The sequence below is a fragment of the Mycolicibacterium elephantis DSM 44368 genome (assembly GCF_004014805.1).
GTDB lineage: Bacteria > Actinomycetota > Actinomycetes > Mycobacteriales > Mycobacteriaceae > Mycobacterium > Mycobacterium elephantis.
Window position 1 is genome coordinate 79520 of the sequence record NZ_ATDN01000078.1, and the last position, 14834, is coordinate 94353.

Below are 14834 nucleotides of genomic sequence, written 5' to 3' on the forward strand. Positions count from 1 at the left end.
GCCGGGTCACGCGCTACGTTCATCGGGTGGCGAAACGGATCGTGGTGATCGGCGCCGGCATCGCGGGTTTGGCGACCGGCATCGCGCTCCAGCAACACGGCCACGACGTCACGCTCGTCGAGCAACGCATCGACACGTCGTCGGGCGCGGGCATCTCCATCTGGCCCAACGCGCTGGCCGCGCTCGACGAACTGAGCCTGGGCGATGCGGTGCGCGAGGCCGGCGGAAGGGTGACCGCCGGCGCGGTGCGCTGGCGTGACGGCACCTGGCTGCGCCACCCGTCGCCGCAGCGGATCGTCAAGGCACTCGGCGAACCGCTGGTGGTGATCCGCCGGTCCGCGTTGACCGCGGTGCTGACCGGCGCGCTCGCGGACGGGAGCCTGCGCACCGGCGTGTCCGCGCAAGCGCTGGTACCCACGGGCGACGGCGTGCGGGTGACGTTGTCGGACTCGGCGACGCTTCGTGCCGACGCTGTGGTGGGCGCCGACGGCACACATTCGATGGTGGCGCGCCACCTCGACGGCCCGCTGAAGAACCGTTACGTCGGATACACGGCCTGGCGCGGGGTGGCCGACTGCGCGATCGACCCGGACGTCGCCGGTGAGGTCCTCGGACCCGCCGTCGAGTTCGGCCACGTCCCGCTCGGCACCGACCGCACCTACTGGTTCGCCACCGAGCGCACACCCGAGGGCGGACAGGCACCCGACGGTGAATTGGCCTATCTGCGATCCCGGTTCGACGGCTGGGCCGACCCGATTCCGCGGGTGCTGGCCGCCACCGACCCCCGCGGCGTCCTGCGCAACGACCTCTACGACCGCGACGACGCGCGGCAGTGGTCACGCGGTCCGGTGGTGCTTGTCGGCGACGCCGCTCATCCGATGCGCCCGCATCTGGGTCAGGGCGGCTGCCAGGGGCTCGAGGACGCCGCGATCCTCGCGAGGTTCGTCGACGGCGCCGACGACGGCGTTTCGAACGCGTTCGCCAGGTTCGTGGCGTTCCGTCGCCCACGCGTGCGCTCGCTGGTGCGGGAGTCCAAACTGCTCGGCGTTGTCCTCAACATGCGTCCGGCGGTCCTGAGCACGCTGGCCAGCCGCTCCTCGGTGCTGATGCCCGAACGAATGCTGACCAAACACATGGCCGCCGTCGCGGCGCGGGCGGCGTTCCGGCTGCCCGGTGAACGGGACGTACAACCGGCGTGAGCACCGCGCTGGGCGCCCTGTCGGTGGAGGCCGCCGATCCGTGTGCCGTCGAGGCGTTCTGGGCCGACGTGCTGGGCCGCGACGCCCAGCGGGGGCTGTTGTCGTTTCGCCGTCAGCAGCGGCCCAAAACCGTGAAGAACCGCGTGCACCTGGATGTCTACGCCCGCGACGTCACCGCGCTGTTGGACTGCGGCGCGCGGCTGTTGGCCGAGCATTCCGGCTGGGTCACCCTCGCCGACGTGGAGGGCAACGAGTTCTGCGCGTTTCCCGACCCCGCGCCGGAGGGCACGGCCGCGGCCCGGGTGTTCGCCGTGTGCACCGACAGCGACCGTCCCGAGGAACTGGCCGCGTGGTGGGCGGCGGTGGTCGGCGCCGACGTCAGAGACGCGCCCGACGGCACCCCGCGCTGGCTCTACGGCTCGGCAGGCTGGGAATCGCTGATCTGGAAGTTCGTCCGGGTGACCGACGAACGGGCGGTGCCCAATCGTTGGCAGTGGACGCTTCGGACCGAACCCGCCGGCTTCGCCGCGCTGCGTGGGCCCGGCGGGCTGTTCGTCGATCCCCAGGGCAACGAGTTCAGCGTGTCACGCCCAGGGCGCCCAGCGGGTTGAGCAGGGCGGTGCACATCTGGCGCGGGTTGACGAAGCCGAGCAGGCCGCTGGTGGGCATCGCGGCGCAGCCGGTGGCGACGGGAGTGGCCGGCGCGGCCGGGACACCGGCGTTGGTCCACACCGCCGGGGTGGCGCCGCGGGGCCCGCACTTCGGCCAGGCCTTCAGCCCCTGGGTGCGCAGAACGTTCTCGGCCACCCGGATCTGTTCTGCGCGGGACGCGTGCGCGGGGTTGCCGACGCCGCCGTTGGCCGTCCAGGTCGACTGCTTGAACTGCAGTCCGCCGTAGTGACCGTTACCGGTGTTGATCGACCAGTTGCCGCCGGACTCGCACTCGGCGATGGCGTCCCAGTTGACCGACTCAGCCGCGGCGGTGGGCGTCGACACGGCCATCGGCACGACGGCCAGGCCTCCGGCGATCGCGATGGCCCACAAACCCTTGGTAACTGCCTTACGAATGTTCATCACTGCGGTCCTTCCCCGACCGTTTGACACCAGGCCCGCGTGAAGAGCTGCTCTCCGCTGCGGTTATCCCGTGTGTCGGGTGAGGAAGGTCACCTGTTACGTGAGTGTCAAAAGTTTTATTCGTTACTTAACTGATGTAAGAGGCCTCTGAGAAAGAAGAGACGGCGCCGGTCTTACACCGGCGCCGTCCCCTACGTCTGTCGTAATCAGCCGCGTCGGCCGCAGCTCGGCCACGCGCCGATGCCCTGCGACTGCAGCACGTTCTCCGCGACGCGGATCTGCTCAGACTTGCTGGCCTGGTGGGGCATGCCCGAACCGCCGTTGGACCGCCAGGTCCCCAGGCTGAACTGCAGGCCGCCGTAGTAGCCGTTACCGGTGTTGATGGACCAGTTGCCGCCCGACTCGCAGGCCGCCACGGCGTCCCAGTTCACGCTGTCCGCATTGGCAGTGCCCGCCAGCGCCATCGGAGCCACAGCGAGCGCACCGGCGATGGTGGCCAGGCCAAACGTCTTGCGGATGTTCTTCACTTCGTTCCTTTCGCCAAGCACGCACCACCAACACCCGCGGGACACGCGGGTGTAAGCGCCTCTTCAGGCGTCGAGATGGGCCGCACCGTCTCGGTCGGGTGCGACAGCGGAAGGCCGAAGCCTCGCCGGACGTGACCGCCCGGCGGCCGCCGGTGGTGTGGTCTCGTCCGGCGGCCCCACTCACGCGCAGGTTCGTGGGTTTTGAAATTATTTGCTCCATGTGAAGCCGTTTGGGACCGTACAAACCGAATCGGCGGAAGTCATATCGGTGAAGGACGTGTCGCGGAATGATCACGGACAGATCACGACGGCATTTTCCCGATGTCTGTGCAGGTAACTCACCGTGCCGACGGACATCTCAGAAGCCGGCGGTCAGCATGATTTCGTGAGCCAACTCACCATGATTTTGTGACGTGGAGCACGAGTATGTGCGCAGATTTCGGGTACGCGGGCCCTGAAATCGGCTCTCAACCGCACCACATCGCGTTTCACACCGATGCAGACCACCCAACTGGCGAAACGGGTTCGCTGGCCGTGCCCCGCAGCGGGAGCAGGCAGGTTTGGGTCCAAAGATGGTGTCATAGAGGGATTTTCGGCTCAGACGAGCCGTTCTCGCGTCCGGGCCACCTGCTGCGACGACAACCCCGGGAGACGCGACGCCACGGAATGAAAAGCCGGGGATCCCAACATGGTTCAGATCTTGCAGGTCGCGTCGAACCGCGGCGTCTGCACCCGCCGCGGCCACGTGCGCCCTGTCACCAACCAGGCGATCGGCCGATGGGATGCGTCCGTCGACACCGGAGCGTGCGGTTTCGCCGCTGTCCCAGACCGAAATTCGTGACCAATTGTGACCGAATTGAGGACCATTGTCACTTGCCGAATTCGAAACCGTATGCACCGGACCAAGTTTCGAGTCGCACCGGACAGGGGGCGGCGAAGCCCTTGTGCACACGGGTCCGCACCATCGGACGCATATTACGACGAGTTGCCGACGTAATTGCCGGCGCGGAATTCAATTCCGGCCGCTACAAATGGTTAATTGAAACTAAAGTAATTTGCTACGCAATTTGCCGAGAGCGCACCGCGGCCAAATCCGCGGGGGTGTTGACGTTGGTCAACGCGCGCTGCCGCGACATGACGACGCGCTGCGTGTCGACGGTGTTCGCCAACGCACGCATGCTGCGTTCGCCGGCCGCCACCAGCGCGTCCACCCGGTCGGCCAGCGAGGTGCGGTAGATGCCGGCCAAGTAGTGCGTGCGCCCGTCCCAGGGCAGCACCACGTCGGCGCCCAGCGCCACCGCAGGGGCGACCAGTTGGTCGATGAGCTCGACGGTCAGCAGGGGCAGGTCCACCGCCGAGACGAACGCCAGCTCGACACCGGCCTCCGCGGCGGCGCGCAGCCCGCGCCCGGTCGCCAACAGCGGACCGTAACCTCGGGCCTCGTCACGCAGCACCTCGGCGTCGAGTTCCGGAAGCGCCTGTCCCGGCGCGGCGACGACGAACACCGGCTCGCAGCGGGGTTTGACGATGCTCACCATGTGCTCGACAAGGGTGGCGCCGTCCCAGGGAAGGGTGGCTTTGTCCCGGCCCATCCGGCGAGAAGCCCCGCCCGCCAAGATGATCGCGGCCAGACCTGCGGTCGTCGTCATGGGTGAGACGTTAGTCGACTGTCCAGGTGTCTTTGCCCCGAAGCAGTGACTGAAGCGCGGCCGTGTCGTGCGCCTTCTCGCTACGGGCGACCGCGACCTGCTGGCGTGCGGCATCGTCGTAGGTCGGCTTGCTCACCTGTCGGAAGACGCCCATCACCATGTGCTCGAGGTTCTCCTCGGACAGCCGCGACAGCGCGAACGCGTACGCCGAGTCCTCCAGATGCGCGTCGTGCACCACGATCTCCTCGGCGGACACGTCGGCGGTCTTGGCGATCTCGAGCCCGTAGCCGGACTTCACCACGCAGTACTCGCCGTCGGCGCCGAAGATCACCGGCTCGCCGTGGGTGAGGTTGATCAGGCGCTCCTCGGCGCCCTCCTTGCGCAGCGCATCGAACGAGCCGTCGTTGAAGATCGGGCAGTCCTGCAGGATCTCGACCAGCGCCGCGCCGCGGTGCGCAGCGGCCGCCCGCAGCACCTCGGAGAGCCCCTTGCGGTCGGAGTCCAACGCGCGGCCGACGAACGTGGCGTCGGCGCCCAAGGCCAGCGACACCGGGTTGAACGGATAGTCCAGTGAGCCCATCGGCGTCGACTTGGTGATCTTGCCGACCTCCGACGTCGGCGAGTACTGGCCCTTGGTCAGCCCGTAGATCCGGTTGTTGAACAGCAGGATCGTGATGTTGACGTTGCGGCGCAGCGCATGGATCAGGTGATTGCCACCGATCGAGAGCGCATCGCCGTCGCCGGTGACGACCCACACCGAGAGGTCCTTGCGCGCCAGCGCCAGCCCGGTGGCGATGGTGGGCGCCCGGCCATGGATGGAGTGGAACCCGTACGTCTCCAGGTAGTACGGGAAGCGACTCGAGCAGCCGATGCCGCTGACGAACGCGATGTTCTCGCGACGCAGACCCAGTTCCGGGAGAAAGTTGCGGATGGTGTTGAGGATGACGTAGTCACCGCACCCCGGGCACCACCGGACCTCTTGGTCGCTGGTGAAATCCTTGCCCTTCTGCGGCTGGTCGGTCGTGGGCACCCCGCTGGTGCCCGACGTCAGGCCGAGATCAGCTCCAACCAGATCTGTCATGCGTTCGCTCCCACACCAGTCGCGCCAACTGCTTCGACGGTCGCCGCCGCCAGCCGCGCGAACTTGGTCTTGTCACTTTCCTTGTCGCCCAGCGTTCCTTCCAGCGCGGCATCGATGATGCCCTCCACCTCGTCGGCCAGGAACGCCATGCCTTCCACCTTGGTCACCGATTGGATGTCGACCAGATACCTGCCGCGCAGCAACAGCGCCAGCTGGCCGAGGTTCATCTCCGGCAGCACGACCTTGGAATAGCGCCGCAGCACCTCACCCAGGTTGGCCGGAAGCGGGTTGAGGTTGCGCAGGTGCGCCTGCGCGACCTTGACGCCACGGCGGCGGGCGCGTCGACACGCCTCACCGATCGGGCCGTAGCTGCTGCCCCACCCCAGCATCAGCAGCTCGGCGTCACCGGTCGGGTCGTCGACCTCGATGTCGGGCACCTTGATGCCGTCCACCTTGGCCTGCCGCAGCCGCACCATCAGGTCGTGGTTCTTCGGCTCGTAGGAGATGTTGCCCGAACCGTTGGCCGCCTCCAGGCCGCCGATGCGGTGTTCCAGCCCGGGCGTGCCGGGAACGGCGAACTGCCGCGCCAGCGTCTCCGGATCCCGGGCGTACGGCTGGAACGGCTCATCGGGTTTGGCGAAGGCGTGCGTGATGGCCGGGTACGTGCTGACGTCCGGAATGCGCCACGGCTCAGAGCCGTTGGCGATCGCGCCGTCGGACAGGATCATCACGGGCGTGTGATAGGTGACCGCGATGCGCGCGGCCTCGATGGCCACGTCGAAGCAGTCGGAGGGCGAGCGCGGCGCGACGATCGCCACCGGTGACTCGCCGTTGCGCCCGAACATCGCCTGCAGCAGGTCGGCCTGCTCGGTCTTGGTCGGCAGCCCGGTGGAGGGGCCGCCGCGCTGAACGTCGATCACGATCAGCGGCAGCTCGGTCATCACGGCCAAGCCGATGGCCTCGGACTTCAGCGAGATCCCCGGGCCCGACGTGCTGGTGACGCCCAGCGCGCCGCCGTAGGACGCGCCGATTGCCGCGCCGATGCCTGCGATCTCGTCCTCGGCCTGGAAGGTCAGCACGTTGAAGTTCTTGTGCTTGGACAGCTCGTGCAGGATGTCGGACGCCGGCGTGATCGGGTAGGTGCCCAGCACCACCTGGATGCCCGCCAGCTGGCCGGCGGTGATGATGCCGTACGCCAGCGCGGTGTTACCCGAGATCTGGCGGTACTCACCGGATTTCAGCTTCGCCGGGGCCACCTCGTAGGTGCTGGCGAACGCCTCGGTGGTTTCGCCGTAGTTCCAGCCCGCCTTCAGCGCCAGCACGTTGGCTTCGGCGATGTCGGGCTTGCGGGCGAACTTCTCGCGGATGAACGCCTCGCTGTGGTCGAGTTCGCGGCCGTACATCCACGACAGCAGGCCGAGGGCGAACATGTTCTTGGCGCGCTGCCCGTCCTTCTTCGACGCGCCGATGGGCTCGACCGCACCCAGTGTCAGCGTGGTCATCGGGACGGCCTGCACGACGTAGTCGGACAGCTCATCGCTTTCCAGCGGGTTGGACTCGTAGCCGACCTTGGCCAGGTTGCGCTTGGTGAACTCGTCGGAGTTGGCGATGATCAGCCCGCCGCGGGGCAGGTCCGAAACGTTTGCTTTGAGGGCGGCCGGGTTCATTGCGACCAGCACGTCCGGGCGGTCGCCCGCGGTGAGGATGTCGTAGTCCGCGATCTGGATCTGGAACGACGAAACACCGGGCAGCGTGCCTTGGGGGGCGCGGATCTCGGCAGGGTAATTCGGTTGCGTGGCAAGGTCATTACCGAACAGCGCGGCCTCGGAGGTGAACCGGTCACCGGTGAGCTGCATACCGTCGCCGGAGTCGCCGGCGAACCGGATGACGACCTTCTCCAGCTTCTGCCGATTTCCTGCACTTGCGCCGTTGCCGTTGGCCCCCACTCCCCTGCCTCTCTAGTTTGTGGGTCGATACCGACGAACGTCGTTCGCGTCGCCGCCGGCGTGACCCGGCGCTGTCAGACGTCCACCCAAATTTTTTATGTCACTGCCAGTACCGATTATTGCACTTTCCTTAGGTATGCCTTTACCGGACCCGCCCACGACACGTGGACCAGAGTAGCCCAAACGCCCAGCTCACATGTGTGCGGGGCCGCGGGATGAGACAAAACTGTGCTTTTCGTCACCCCGAGGCGGCCACGTTTTCTAAGAAAATGGTTACTCGGCAGTAAGCGACGGGCCGGCACGCCGGTCGTGGGTAGGCGATCGTCGCAGCGCGTGGGCTAATTGAGCCGGTCGGCCGTGGCCGCGGCGCGCCGCTCGTGCCAGCGCAACCGGAGCAGCAGCAGGCTCTGATGCGCGCGGAATCCGGCCGAGAGCGGATCACGCCACACGCGAACTCGTGCCTTCGTTGCGGTTTCAGAATCCACGTCGACCATTGTGCCGCGTCGTCGCGACCGCGGCGAGTTCGACGCGCGTGACCTTCGTCCTAGGCTGGGCACATGCCCTCGAGCCACCTGCGACCGGAGAATGCCTGATGGGACGGGTCACCGCCCGGCGCCGGGTGCAACACATCACCGCGGCGGACACGGTCGCCCGGCCGGACACGCTGGTGGTCGAGGAGCCGCTGGAAATCCGGGTCAACGGCACGCCCGTCACCGTCACCATGCGGACACCCGGATCAGATATCGAATTGGCGCAAGGATTTCTGCTCACCGAAGGGGTGATCGGCTACCGCGACGACGTGCTGACCGTGCGGTACTGCAAAGGCGCCACGCCCGACGGTTCGGGCGTGGCGGCCAACACCTACAACGTGCTCGACGTCACGTTGGCGCCCGACGTCGCGATGCCCGACGTCGACGTGACCCGCAACTTCTACACCACGTCGTCGTGTGGCGTGTGCGGCAAGGCCTCGCTGGAAGCGGTGCAGTTGAGCAGCCGACACTGTCCAGGCGACGACCCGTCGACCGTCAGCGCGGAAACCCTGACCAAGCTGCCCGCCCTGCTGCGCGACGCGCAGAAGGTCTTCGCCAGCACCGGCGGGCTCCATGGTGCGGCGCTGTTTGACACCGACGGCGCCACGCTCGCGGTGCGTGAGGACATCGGCAGGCACAACGCCGTCGACAAGGTGATCGGATGGGCCTTGGAGCAGGACCGGATTCCGCTGGGCGGCACGGTGCTGCTGGTCAGCGGTCGCGCGTCGTTCGAACTGACGCAGAAGGCGGTGATGGCCGGTGTCCCGGTGCTGGCCGCGGTGTCGGCGCCGTCGTCGCTGGCCGTCGACCTCGCCAGCCAGTCGGGTCTGACGCTGGTGGCGTTCCTGCGCGGTGATTCGATGAACGTCTACACCAGGCCGGACCGGGTGGTGCGCTAGCGGAGCCGCCCCGCTCTAGGCGCTCTTGTCGCGGCGTTCGGTACGAGAAGGCTTGCGCGGCACGATGGTCGGCAGCACGTTGTCCTGCACGGTCTCCTTGGTGACGACCACCTTGGCGACGTCGTCGCGGCTGGGGATGTCGTACATCACCGGCAGCAGGACTTCCTCCATGATGGCGCGCAGACCACGGGCACCCGTGCCGCGGTGGATGGCCTGATCGGCGATCGCCTCCAGCGCCTCGTCGGTGAACTCGAGCTCGACGCCGTCCATCTCGAACAGGCGCGTGTACTGCTTCACCAGCGCGTTCTTGGGCTTGGACAGGATCTGCACGAGCGAGTCCTTGTCCAGGTTCGTCACCGACGCCACGACCGGCAGGCGGCCGATGAACTCCGGTATCAGCCCGAACTTGATCAGGTCCTCGGGCATGACCTCGGCGAAGTGGTCCTGGGTGTCGATCTCGGCCTTCGAATGCACCTCGGCGCCGAAGCCCAGGCCGCGCTTGCCCACGCGGTCGGAGACGATCTTCTCCAAGCCCGCGAACGCACCCGCGACGATGAACAGCACGTTGGTGGTGTCGATCTGGATGAACTCCTGGTGCGGATGCTTGCGCCCGCCCTGCGGGGGCACCGACGCCTGCGTGCCTTCCAGGATCTTCAGCAACGCCTGCTGCACACCCTCGCCGGAGACGTCGCGGGTGATCGACGGGTTCTCGCTCTTGCGGGCGATCTTGTCGACCTCGTCGATGTAGATGATGCCGGTCTCGGCCCGCTTGACGTCGTAGTCGGCGGCCTGGATCAGCTTGAGCAGAATGTTCTCGACGTCCTCACCGACGTAGCCGGCCTCGGTCAGCGCGGTGGCGTCGGCGATCGCGAACGGCACGTTGAGCATCTTGGCCAACGTCTGCGCCAAATAGGTCTTGCCGCAGCCGGTCGGCCCGAGCATCAGGATGTTGGACTTGGCCAGCTCGACCGGCTCGGAACGCGAATCGCGGGTCTTCTCCCCCGCCTGAATCCGTTTGTAGTGGTTGTACACCGCGACCGCCAGCGTGCGCTTGGCGTTGTCCTGACCGATGACATAGCCCTCGAGGAATTCCCGGATCTCGGCCGGTTTGGGCAGCTCGTCGAGTTTTACGTCGTCGGCGTCGGCGAGTTCCTCTTCGATGATCTCGTTGCAGAGGTCAATGCACTCGTCGCAGATGTAGACCCCTGGGCCCGCAATGAGTTTCTTGACCTGCTTTTGACTCTTGCCACAAAACGAGCACTTCAGCAGGTCACCGCCGTCTCCAATGCGCGCCATGGTGGTGGGGTCCTACTTTCCTCGCAGTCGGTACTGATTCTTCTCTTATGGGGTTCGTATCGGGTTTCCCGGGGGAATGGACCCGACGCTACCCGTTTGTTCCCGTACGGGGCGACTGATAATGCCGAATCGCGTCCGTGGTATTTGCCTGTCGCGCCAACATATCGTCTGACCACCCGGATAACTGTGTGGAACGCGCACTGTGTCCCTGGCGTGTCGCCGCCGTTACCTCTTCGGAGCCGTCCGCAACCAAAGTACCCGTCGCCGAGCGAATCTCCACCGCGAGCTACGTCACCCACACAACAAGCGTTCGGCTCAGCGCCGACCCGGACCGACCGGGCCCGGCCCCGCCGGACCGGGACCGACCGGACCCACCACCCCGCCGACACCGACGGGGCCCGCGGGACCCACCACCGGGTTCGGGCCCAGGATCGGGGTCGGGTTCAGGTACACGTCGACGGCGGAATACGGAATGCACTGGTTGGTGTAGACGTCCCAATACGTTCCCTCCGGACACACCTCATCTGCGTGGCTCAGCGCCGGCGACGCCAGCTGGACCACCATCCCCGTCGCGCACGCGGCCACGACGGCACCAAGTCGTTTTCCCGCCAACATCACGGCCCCCCTGCCGTCTGACCCCCCGAATGGCTGCCGTAAAAGAGTGCCATACGCGGGGTTTGCGGCAGCGTCAATCGGCGCGATTCATCCGCGCCGGGCTCAGGCGGTCTGCGCCGAGAGCTTGCGGTACTCCAGGACGGTGTCGATGATCCCGTACTCCTTGGCGCCCTCGGCGGTCAGGATCTTGTCGCGGTCGGTGTCCTTGCGGATCTGCTCGGGCGTCTTGCCGGTGTGGTGGGCCAGCGTCGCCTCCATCAGGGTGCGCATCCGCTCCACCTCGGCGGCCTGGATCTCCAGATCGGAGAACTGGCCCTGGATGACCCCGGCCAGCGCCGGCTGGTGGATCAGCACACGGGCGTTGGGCAGCGCGAGGCGCTTGCCCGGCGTACCGGCCGCCAGCAGCACCGCCGCCGCCGACGCCGCCTGGCCCAGACACACCGTCTGAATGTCGGCGCGCACGTACTGCATGGTGTCGTAGATCGCCATCAGCGACGTGAACGAGCCACCCGGCGAGTTGATGTACATGGTGATGTCGCGGTCGGGATCCAGCGACTCCAGCACCAGCAACTGGGCCATGATGTCGTTGGCCGACGCGTCGTCGACCTGCACGCCGAGGAAGATGATGCGTTCCTCGAAGAGCTTGTTGTACGGGTTGGATTCCTTGACGCCGAAGCTGGAATGCTCGATGAACGACGGCAGGATGTAGCGGGCCTGCGGGCGTAGGCGGGGATCGGTCTGGCTCATGATGGCGACACTCCGTTGATGCTGGCGCGGGTGATGATGTGGTCGACGAACCCGTACTCGAGCGCTTCCTGTGCGGTGAACCAGCGGTCGCGATCGGAGTCCGCTTCGATGCGTTCGATGGTTTGGCCGGTGAACTCGGCGTTGAGCCGGAACATTTCCTTCTTGATGACCGCGAACTGCTCGGCCTGGATGGCGATGTCCGCGGCGCTGCCCGTCACACCGCCGAGTGGCTGGTGCATCAGGATCCGGGCGTGCGGCAGCGCGTACCGCTTGCCCTTGGTCCCGGCGGCGAGCAGGAACTGCGCCATCGACGCGGCCATGCCCATGCCATAGGTGGCGATGTCGCACGGCGCCAGCACCATCGTGTCGTAGACCGCCATGCCGGCACTGATCGAGCCACCGGGTGAGTTGATGTACAGGTGGATGTCCGTGGTGGGGTCCTCGGCGGCGAGCAGCAGAATCTGCGCGCACAGCTTGTTCGCGATGTCGTCGTCCACCTGCGACCCCAGGAAGATGATCCGCTCGGACAGCAACCGCTCATACACCGAGTCGACGAGGTTGAGCCCGTGGCCGTTCGACCGCATGTCAGTCACGACTGGTACCTGCTTTCTGTCAAAGTCTCGTTCCCACGACACTAACGAACCAGGGGCGTCGCGCAGTCCCCAGAGGGGCCGCGTTCGCTCACAGCGTCACTTGGCGTCGGCGGGTTCCTCGTCGGCTTTCTCGTCGGCTTTCTCGTCGGCTTTCTCGTCGGCTTTCTCGTCGGCTGGGGCTTCCCCTTCCGTCGCGGCCTCGTCCTCGGCGCCGTCACCCGGGCGGCCGAAGAACTCCGTGGTGTCGATGACGGTGCCCTCGGTGTCGGTGACGGTGGCGCGTTGCACGACGGCGGCCACGGCCAGGCCACGACGCACGTCAGCGAACATCGCCGGCAGCTGGTTGTTCTGCTGCAGGGCCTGCAGCAGCTGCTGCGGCTCCATGCCGTACTGCTGAGACATCAGCACCAGGCGCTCGGTGAGGTCGTTCTGGCCGACCTGGACGTCGAGCTTGTCGGCGATCGTGTCCACCAGCAGCTGGGTCTTGATCGCCTTCTCGGCGTTGCTGCGGTTGTCGGCGTCGAACTCCTCGCGGCTGCTGCCCTGGCTCTCGAGCATCTCGGCGAAGCGCGCCTCGTCGTGGTCGAGGCTGTGGATCGCGCTGTGCAGGGTGTCGTCGATTTGGGCCTGCACGATCTTCTCCGGCAGCGGCACCTCGACCTGCTCGAGCAGGGTCTCCAACACCTTGTCGCGGATCTGCTCGGCCTGCTGGACGCGCTTGCTGCGCCGCACCTGTTCCCGAAGGTTGTTGAGCAGCTCGTCGATGGTGTCGAATTCGCTTGCCAGTTGCGCGAATTCGTCGTCGGGCTCGGGCAGTTCCCGTTCCTTCACCGACTTGACGGTGACGGTGACCTGAGCCTCCTTGCCCGCGTGCTCGCCGGCGGCCAGCTTGGTGGTGAAGACGCGGCTCTCGCCTTCCTTGAGCCCGACGATCGCCTCGTCGAGACCCTCGACCAGCTGTCCCGAACCGACCTCGTGCGACAGACCTTCAGTCGCGGCCTCGGGCAGTTCCTTGCCGTCGATCGAAGCGGACAGATCGATGGAGACGAAGTCGCCGGTCTGCGCGGCGCGGTCGACGCCCTTGAGCGTGCCGAAGCGCGCGCGCAGCGACTGCAGTTCGGCGTCGACCTCCTCGTCGGTCACCTCGATCGGGTCCACGGTGATCGTCAGGCTGTCGAGATCGGGCAGCTCGATGTCGGGCCGCACGTCCACCTCGGCGGTGAACACCAGGTTCTCGCCGTACTCCTTCTTGGTGATCTCGATGTCGGGTTGCCCGAGCGGGCTCACGTCCGATGACGTCACCGCTTCGGAGTAGCGGCCCGGCAGGGCTTCGCTGACCACCTGGTCCAGCATCGCCTCACGGCCGACGCGGGCCTCCAGCAGCTTGCGCGGCGCCTTGCCGGGGCGGAAGCCGGGCAGCCGCACCTGCTTGGCCAACTGCTTGAACGCGCGGTCGAACTCCGGCTCGAGCTCGGTGAAGGGCACCTCCACGTTGATGCGAACCCGCGTCGGGCTCAACTTCTCGACGGTGCTCTTCACTTTCCTGCTCCTTCAAGTTTGGTCCGGTTCACGTTGCAGTCGGGGTGACAGGATTTGAACCTGCGACCTTCCGCTCCCAAAGCGGATGCGCTACCAAGCTGCGCTACACCCCGCGCCCATCGGCCGTCCTCTGAAAACACAGAACGACCACGCGAGATACTACGGGCTGGACACGCGATGCCTTTAATTGGATTTGATTCCGGTGCCGCCGGTACAGTCTTGTGCTGCACATGCGGGCGTAGCTCAATGGTAGAGCCCTAGTCTTCCAAACTAGCGACGCGGGTTCGATTCCCGTCGCCCGCTCCAAACCCGGCCCGGGCGCGCTCCGCTGAGAGCGCGATTCGGGCCGGTCGACCGGCCCCTTCCGTCGGTAGGGTGAATGCCATGAACGGCGTGCTGCTGGTGCTGGTCGTGCTCGTCATCGTCGCGTTCGGCGTGCTGGTGTACGCGGCGATGAAGGCCTCGGACAGGCGCAACGCGACCGCGCTGGAGGACGCCAAGGCCGACGCGCGTCGGGTCATCGAACGCCTCGGCGGCCAGGTCATCAGCCTCACCGGCACCGTTGAGGCGTCCAAGCAGGCGCTGGCCGACGCCTCGGAGCGATACACCGCCGCCGGCTCGCAGATCGAACAGGCCACCACCGTGCGGCAGGCCGCGCTCGCCAAGGAGAGCGCGCTGGAAGGCATGTACTACGTGCGCGCCGCGCGCATCGCGATGGGCATGGACCCGGGACCGGAGTTGGAGACGCTGGCGGGGCAACGCTCGGCGGGCGTCGTGACCGAAACCCGTCGCGTCAACTTCCAGGGCCGCGAGATCGAGGCGTCGCCGACGCCCTCGGAGCGCACCCCGAACTACTACCCCGGCGGTCAGGTCGCCGGCCGTCCCGTGCCCGCCGGCTGGTACTCCGAACCGTGGTGGAAGCCGGCCCTGGTGGCCGGCGCGTGGGGCCTCGGCTCGGTGCTGTTGTTCGACGCGCTGTTCTCGGGCATGCACGGCACCGGGTATGAGCAGGGCTTCGCGCAGGGCTACGACCAAGGCTTCGATCAGGGGCAAGGTGACTTCGCCAGCGACGGCGGCGACGGTGGCGGCTGGGATTTCGGCGGCGACTTCGGCGACTTCGGCGGCTTCTAGTTCGGGGG

At 66.9% G+C, this 14834-nt stretch carries 15 protein-coding genes and 2 tRNA genes; 5 read left to right on the forward strand and 12 right to left on the reverse strand.

What is annotated here, in order from left to right; translation table 11 throughout:
• The first annotated feature begins 26 nt into the window (after positions 1 to 26).
• On the forward strand, positions 27 to 1199 hold the full coding sequence (locus tag MELE44368_RS25190; protein ID WP_128110959.1) for an FAD-dependent oxidoreductase: 1173 nt from the start codon (positions 27 to 29) through the stop codon (positions 1197 to 1199).
• Positions 1196 to 1810, forward strand: a complete 615-nt coding sequence (locus tag MELE44368_RS25195; RefSeq protein ID WP_128110960.1) for a VOC family protein — start codon at positions 1196 to 1198, stop codon at positions 1808 to 1810. Before MELE44368_RS25190 ends, MELE44368_RS25195 begins: the two co-directional genes overlap by 4 nt.
• Here MELE44368_RS25195 and MELE44368_RS25200 read toward each other — a convergent pair.
• The 6 genes from MELE44368_RS25200 to MELE44368_RS26805 all read right to left on the reverse strand — a co-directional run bounded on the left by MELE44368_RS25200 (position 1776) and on the right by MELE44368_RS26805 (position 7961).
• Positions 1776 to 2273, reverse strand: a complete 498-nt coding sequence (locus MELE44368_RS25200; protein ID WP_128110961.1) for a transglycosylase family protein — start codon at positions 2271 to 2273, stop codon at positions 1776 to 1778. The genes MELE44368_RS25195 and MELE44368_RS25200 overlap by 35 nt on opposite strands.
• 206 nt (positions 2274 to 2479) lie before the next feature.
• Positions 2480 to 2800: a transglycosylase family protein gene (locus tag MELE44368_RS25205; protein ID WP_128110962.1), complete on the reverse strand. Its 321-nt coding sequence runs from the start codon at positions 2798 to 2800 to the stop codon at positions 2480 to 2482.
• 1058 nt (positions 2801 to 3858) lie between these two features.
• Positions 3859 to 4449, reverse strand: a complete 591-nt coding sequence (mobA, locus tag MELE44368_RS25210) for a molybdenum cofactor guanylyltransferase (RefSeq protein ID WP_128110963.1) — start codon at positions 4447 to 4449, stop codon at positions 3859 to 3861.
• A 10-nt stretch (positions 4450 to 4459) separates the two neighbouring features.
• A complete protein-coding gene (locus tag MELE44368_RS25215) occupies positions 4460 to 5530 on the reverse strand; it encodes a 2-oxoacid:ferredoxin oxidoreductase subunit beta (RefSeq protein ID WP_128110964.1) in 1071 nt (356 codons plus the stop codon).
• Entirely contained in the window at positions 5527 to 7476 is a 1950-nt protein-coding gene (locus MELE44368_RS25220; RefSeq protein WP_128110965.1) for a 2-oxoacid:acceptor oxidoreductase subunit alpha, read from the reverse strand. The genes MELE44368_RS25215 and MELE44368_RS25220 overlap by 4 nt, the downstream gene beginning before the upstream one ends.
• A gap of 338 nt (positions 7477 to 7814) precedes the next feature.
• Entirely contained in the window at positions 7815 to 7961 is a 147-nt protein-coding gene (locus tag MELE44368_RS26805; RefSeq protein ID WP_164890226.1) for a hypothetical protein, read from the reverse strand.
• A gap of 107 nt (positions 7962 to 8068) precedes the next feature.
• Here MELE44368_RS26805 and fdhD point away from each other — a divergent pair, with 107 nt between their 5' ends.
• Positions 8069 to 8905, forward strand: a complete 837-nt coding sequence (fdhD, locus tag MELE44368_RS25225) for a formate dehydrogenase accessory sulfurtransferase FdhD (protein WP_128110966.1) — start codon at positions 8069 to 8071, stop codon at positions 8903 to 8905.
• Between the two features lie 15 nt (positions 8906 to 8920).
• Here the strand turns inward: fdhD and clpX are convergent, their stop codons facing one another.
• The 6 genes from clpX to MELE44368_RS25250 all read right to left on the reverse strand — a co-directional run bounded on the left by clpX (position 8921) and on the right by MELE44368_RS25250 (position 13808).
• On the reverse strand, positions 8921 to 10201 hold the full coding sequence (gene clpX, locus MELE44368_RS25230) for an ATP-dependent Clp protease ATP-binding subunit ClpX (protein ID WP_128110967.1): 1281 nt from the start codon (positions 10199 to 10201) through the stop codon (positions 8921 to 8923).
• A gap of 315 nt (positions 10202 to 10516) precedes the next feature.
• On the reverse strand, positions 10517 to 10816 hold the full coding sequence (locus tag MELE44368_RS26810) for a hypothetical protein (protein ID WP_164890224.1): 300 nt from the start codon (positions 10814 to 10816) through the stop codon (positions 10517 to 10519).
• A gap of 102 nt (positions 10817 to 10918) precedes the next feature.
• Positions 10919 to 11563, reverse strand: coding sequence for an ATP-dependent Clp protease proteolytic subunit (locus MELE44368_RS25235; RefSeq protein WP_128110968.1), 645 nt, complete (start codon positions 11561 to 11563; stop codon positions 10919 to 10921).
• Positions 11560 to 12222 (reverse strand): ATP-dependent Clp protease proteolytic subunit, encoded by a 663-nt coding sequence (locus tag MELE44368_RS25240; RefSeq protein ID WP_276051193.1) that lies wholly within the window; start codon positions 12220 to 12222, stop codon positions 11560 to 11562. Before MELE44368_RS25240 ends, MELE44368_RS25235 begins: the two co-directional genes overlap by 4 nt.
• Before the next feature lie 30 nt (positions 12223 to 12252).
• Complete coding sequence (gene tig, locus MELE44368_RS25245; protein ID WP_128110970.1) at positions 12253 to 13695, reverse strand: trigger factor; 1443 nt, start codon at positions 13693 to 13695, stop codon at positions 12253 to 12255.
• Positions 13696 to 13734: 39 nt separating this feature from the next.
• Positions 13735 to 13808 (reverse strand) — tRNA-Pro (locus MELE44368_RS25250).
• A 119-nt stretch (positions 13809 to 13927) separates the two neighbouring features.
• On the opposite strand from MELE44368_RS25250, the gene MELE44368_RS25255 reads away from it, so the two are divergent.
• Both MELE44368_RS25255 and MELE44368_RS25260 read left to right on the forward strand, forming a co-directional pair.
• A tRNA-Gly gene (locus MELE44368_RS25255) sits at positions 13928 to 14001 on the forward strand.
• Positions 14002 to 14079: 78 nt separating this feature from the next.
• On the forward strand, positions 14080 to 14826 hold the full coding sequence (locus tag MELE44368_RS25260) for a DUF1542 domain-containing protein (RefSeq protein ID WP_128110971.1): 747 nt from the start codon (positions 14080 to 14082) through the stop codon (positions 14824 to 14826).
• The last annotated feature ends 8 nt before the right edge of the window (positions 14827 to 14834 follow it).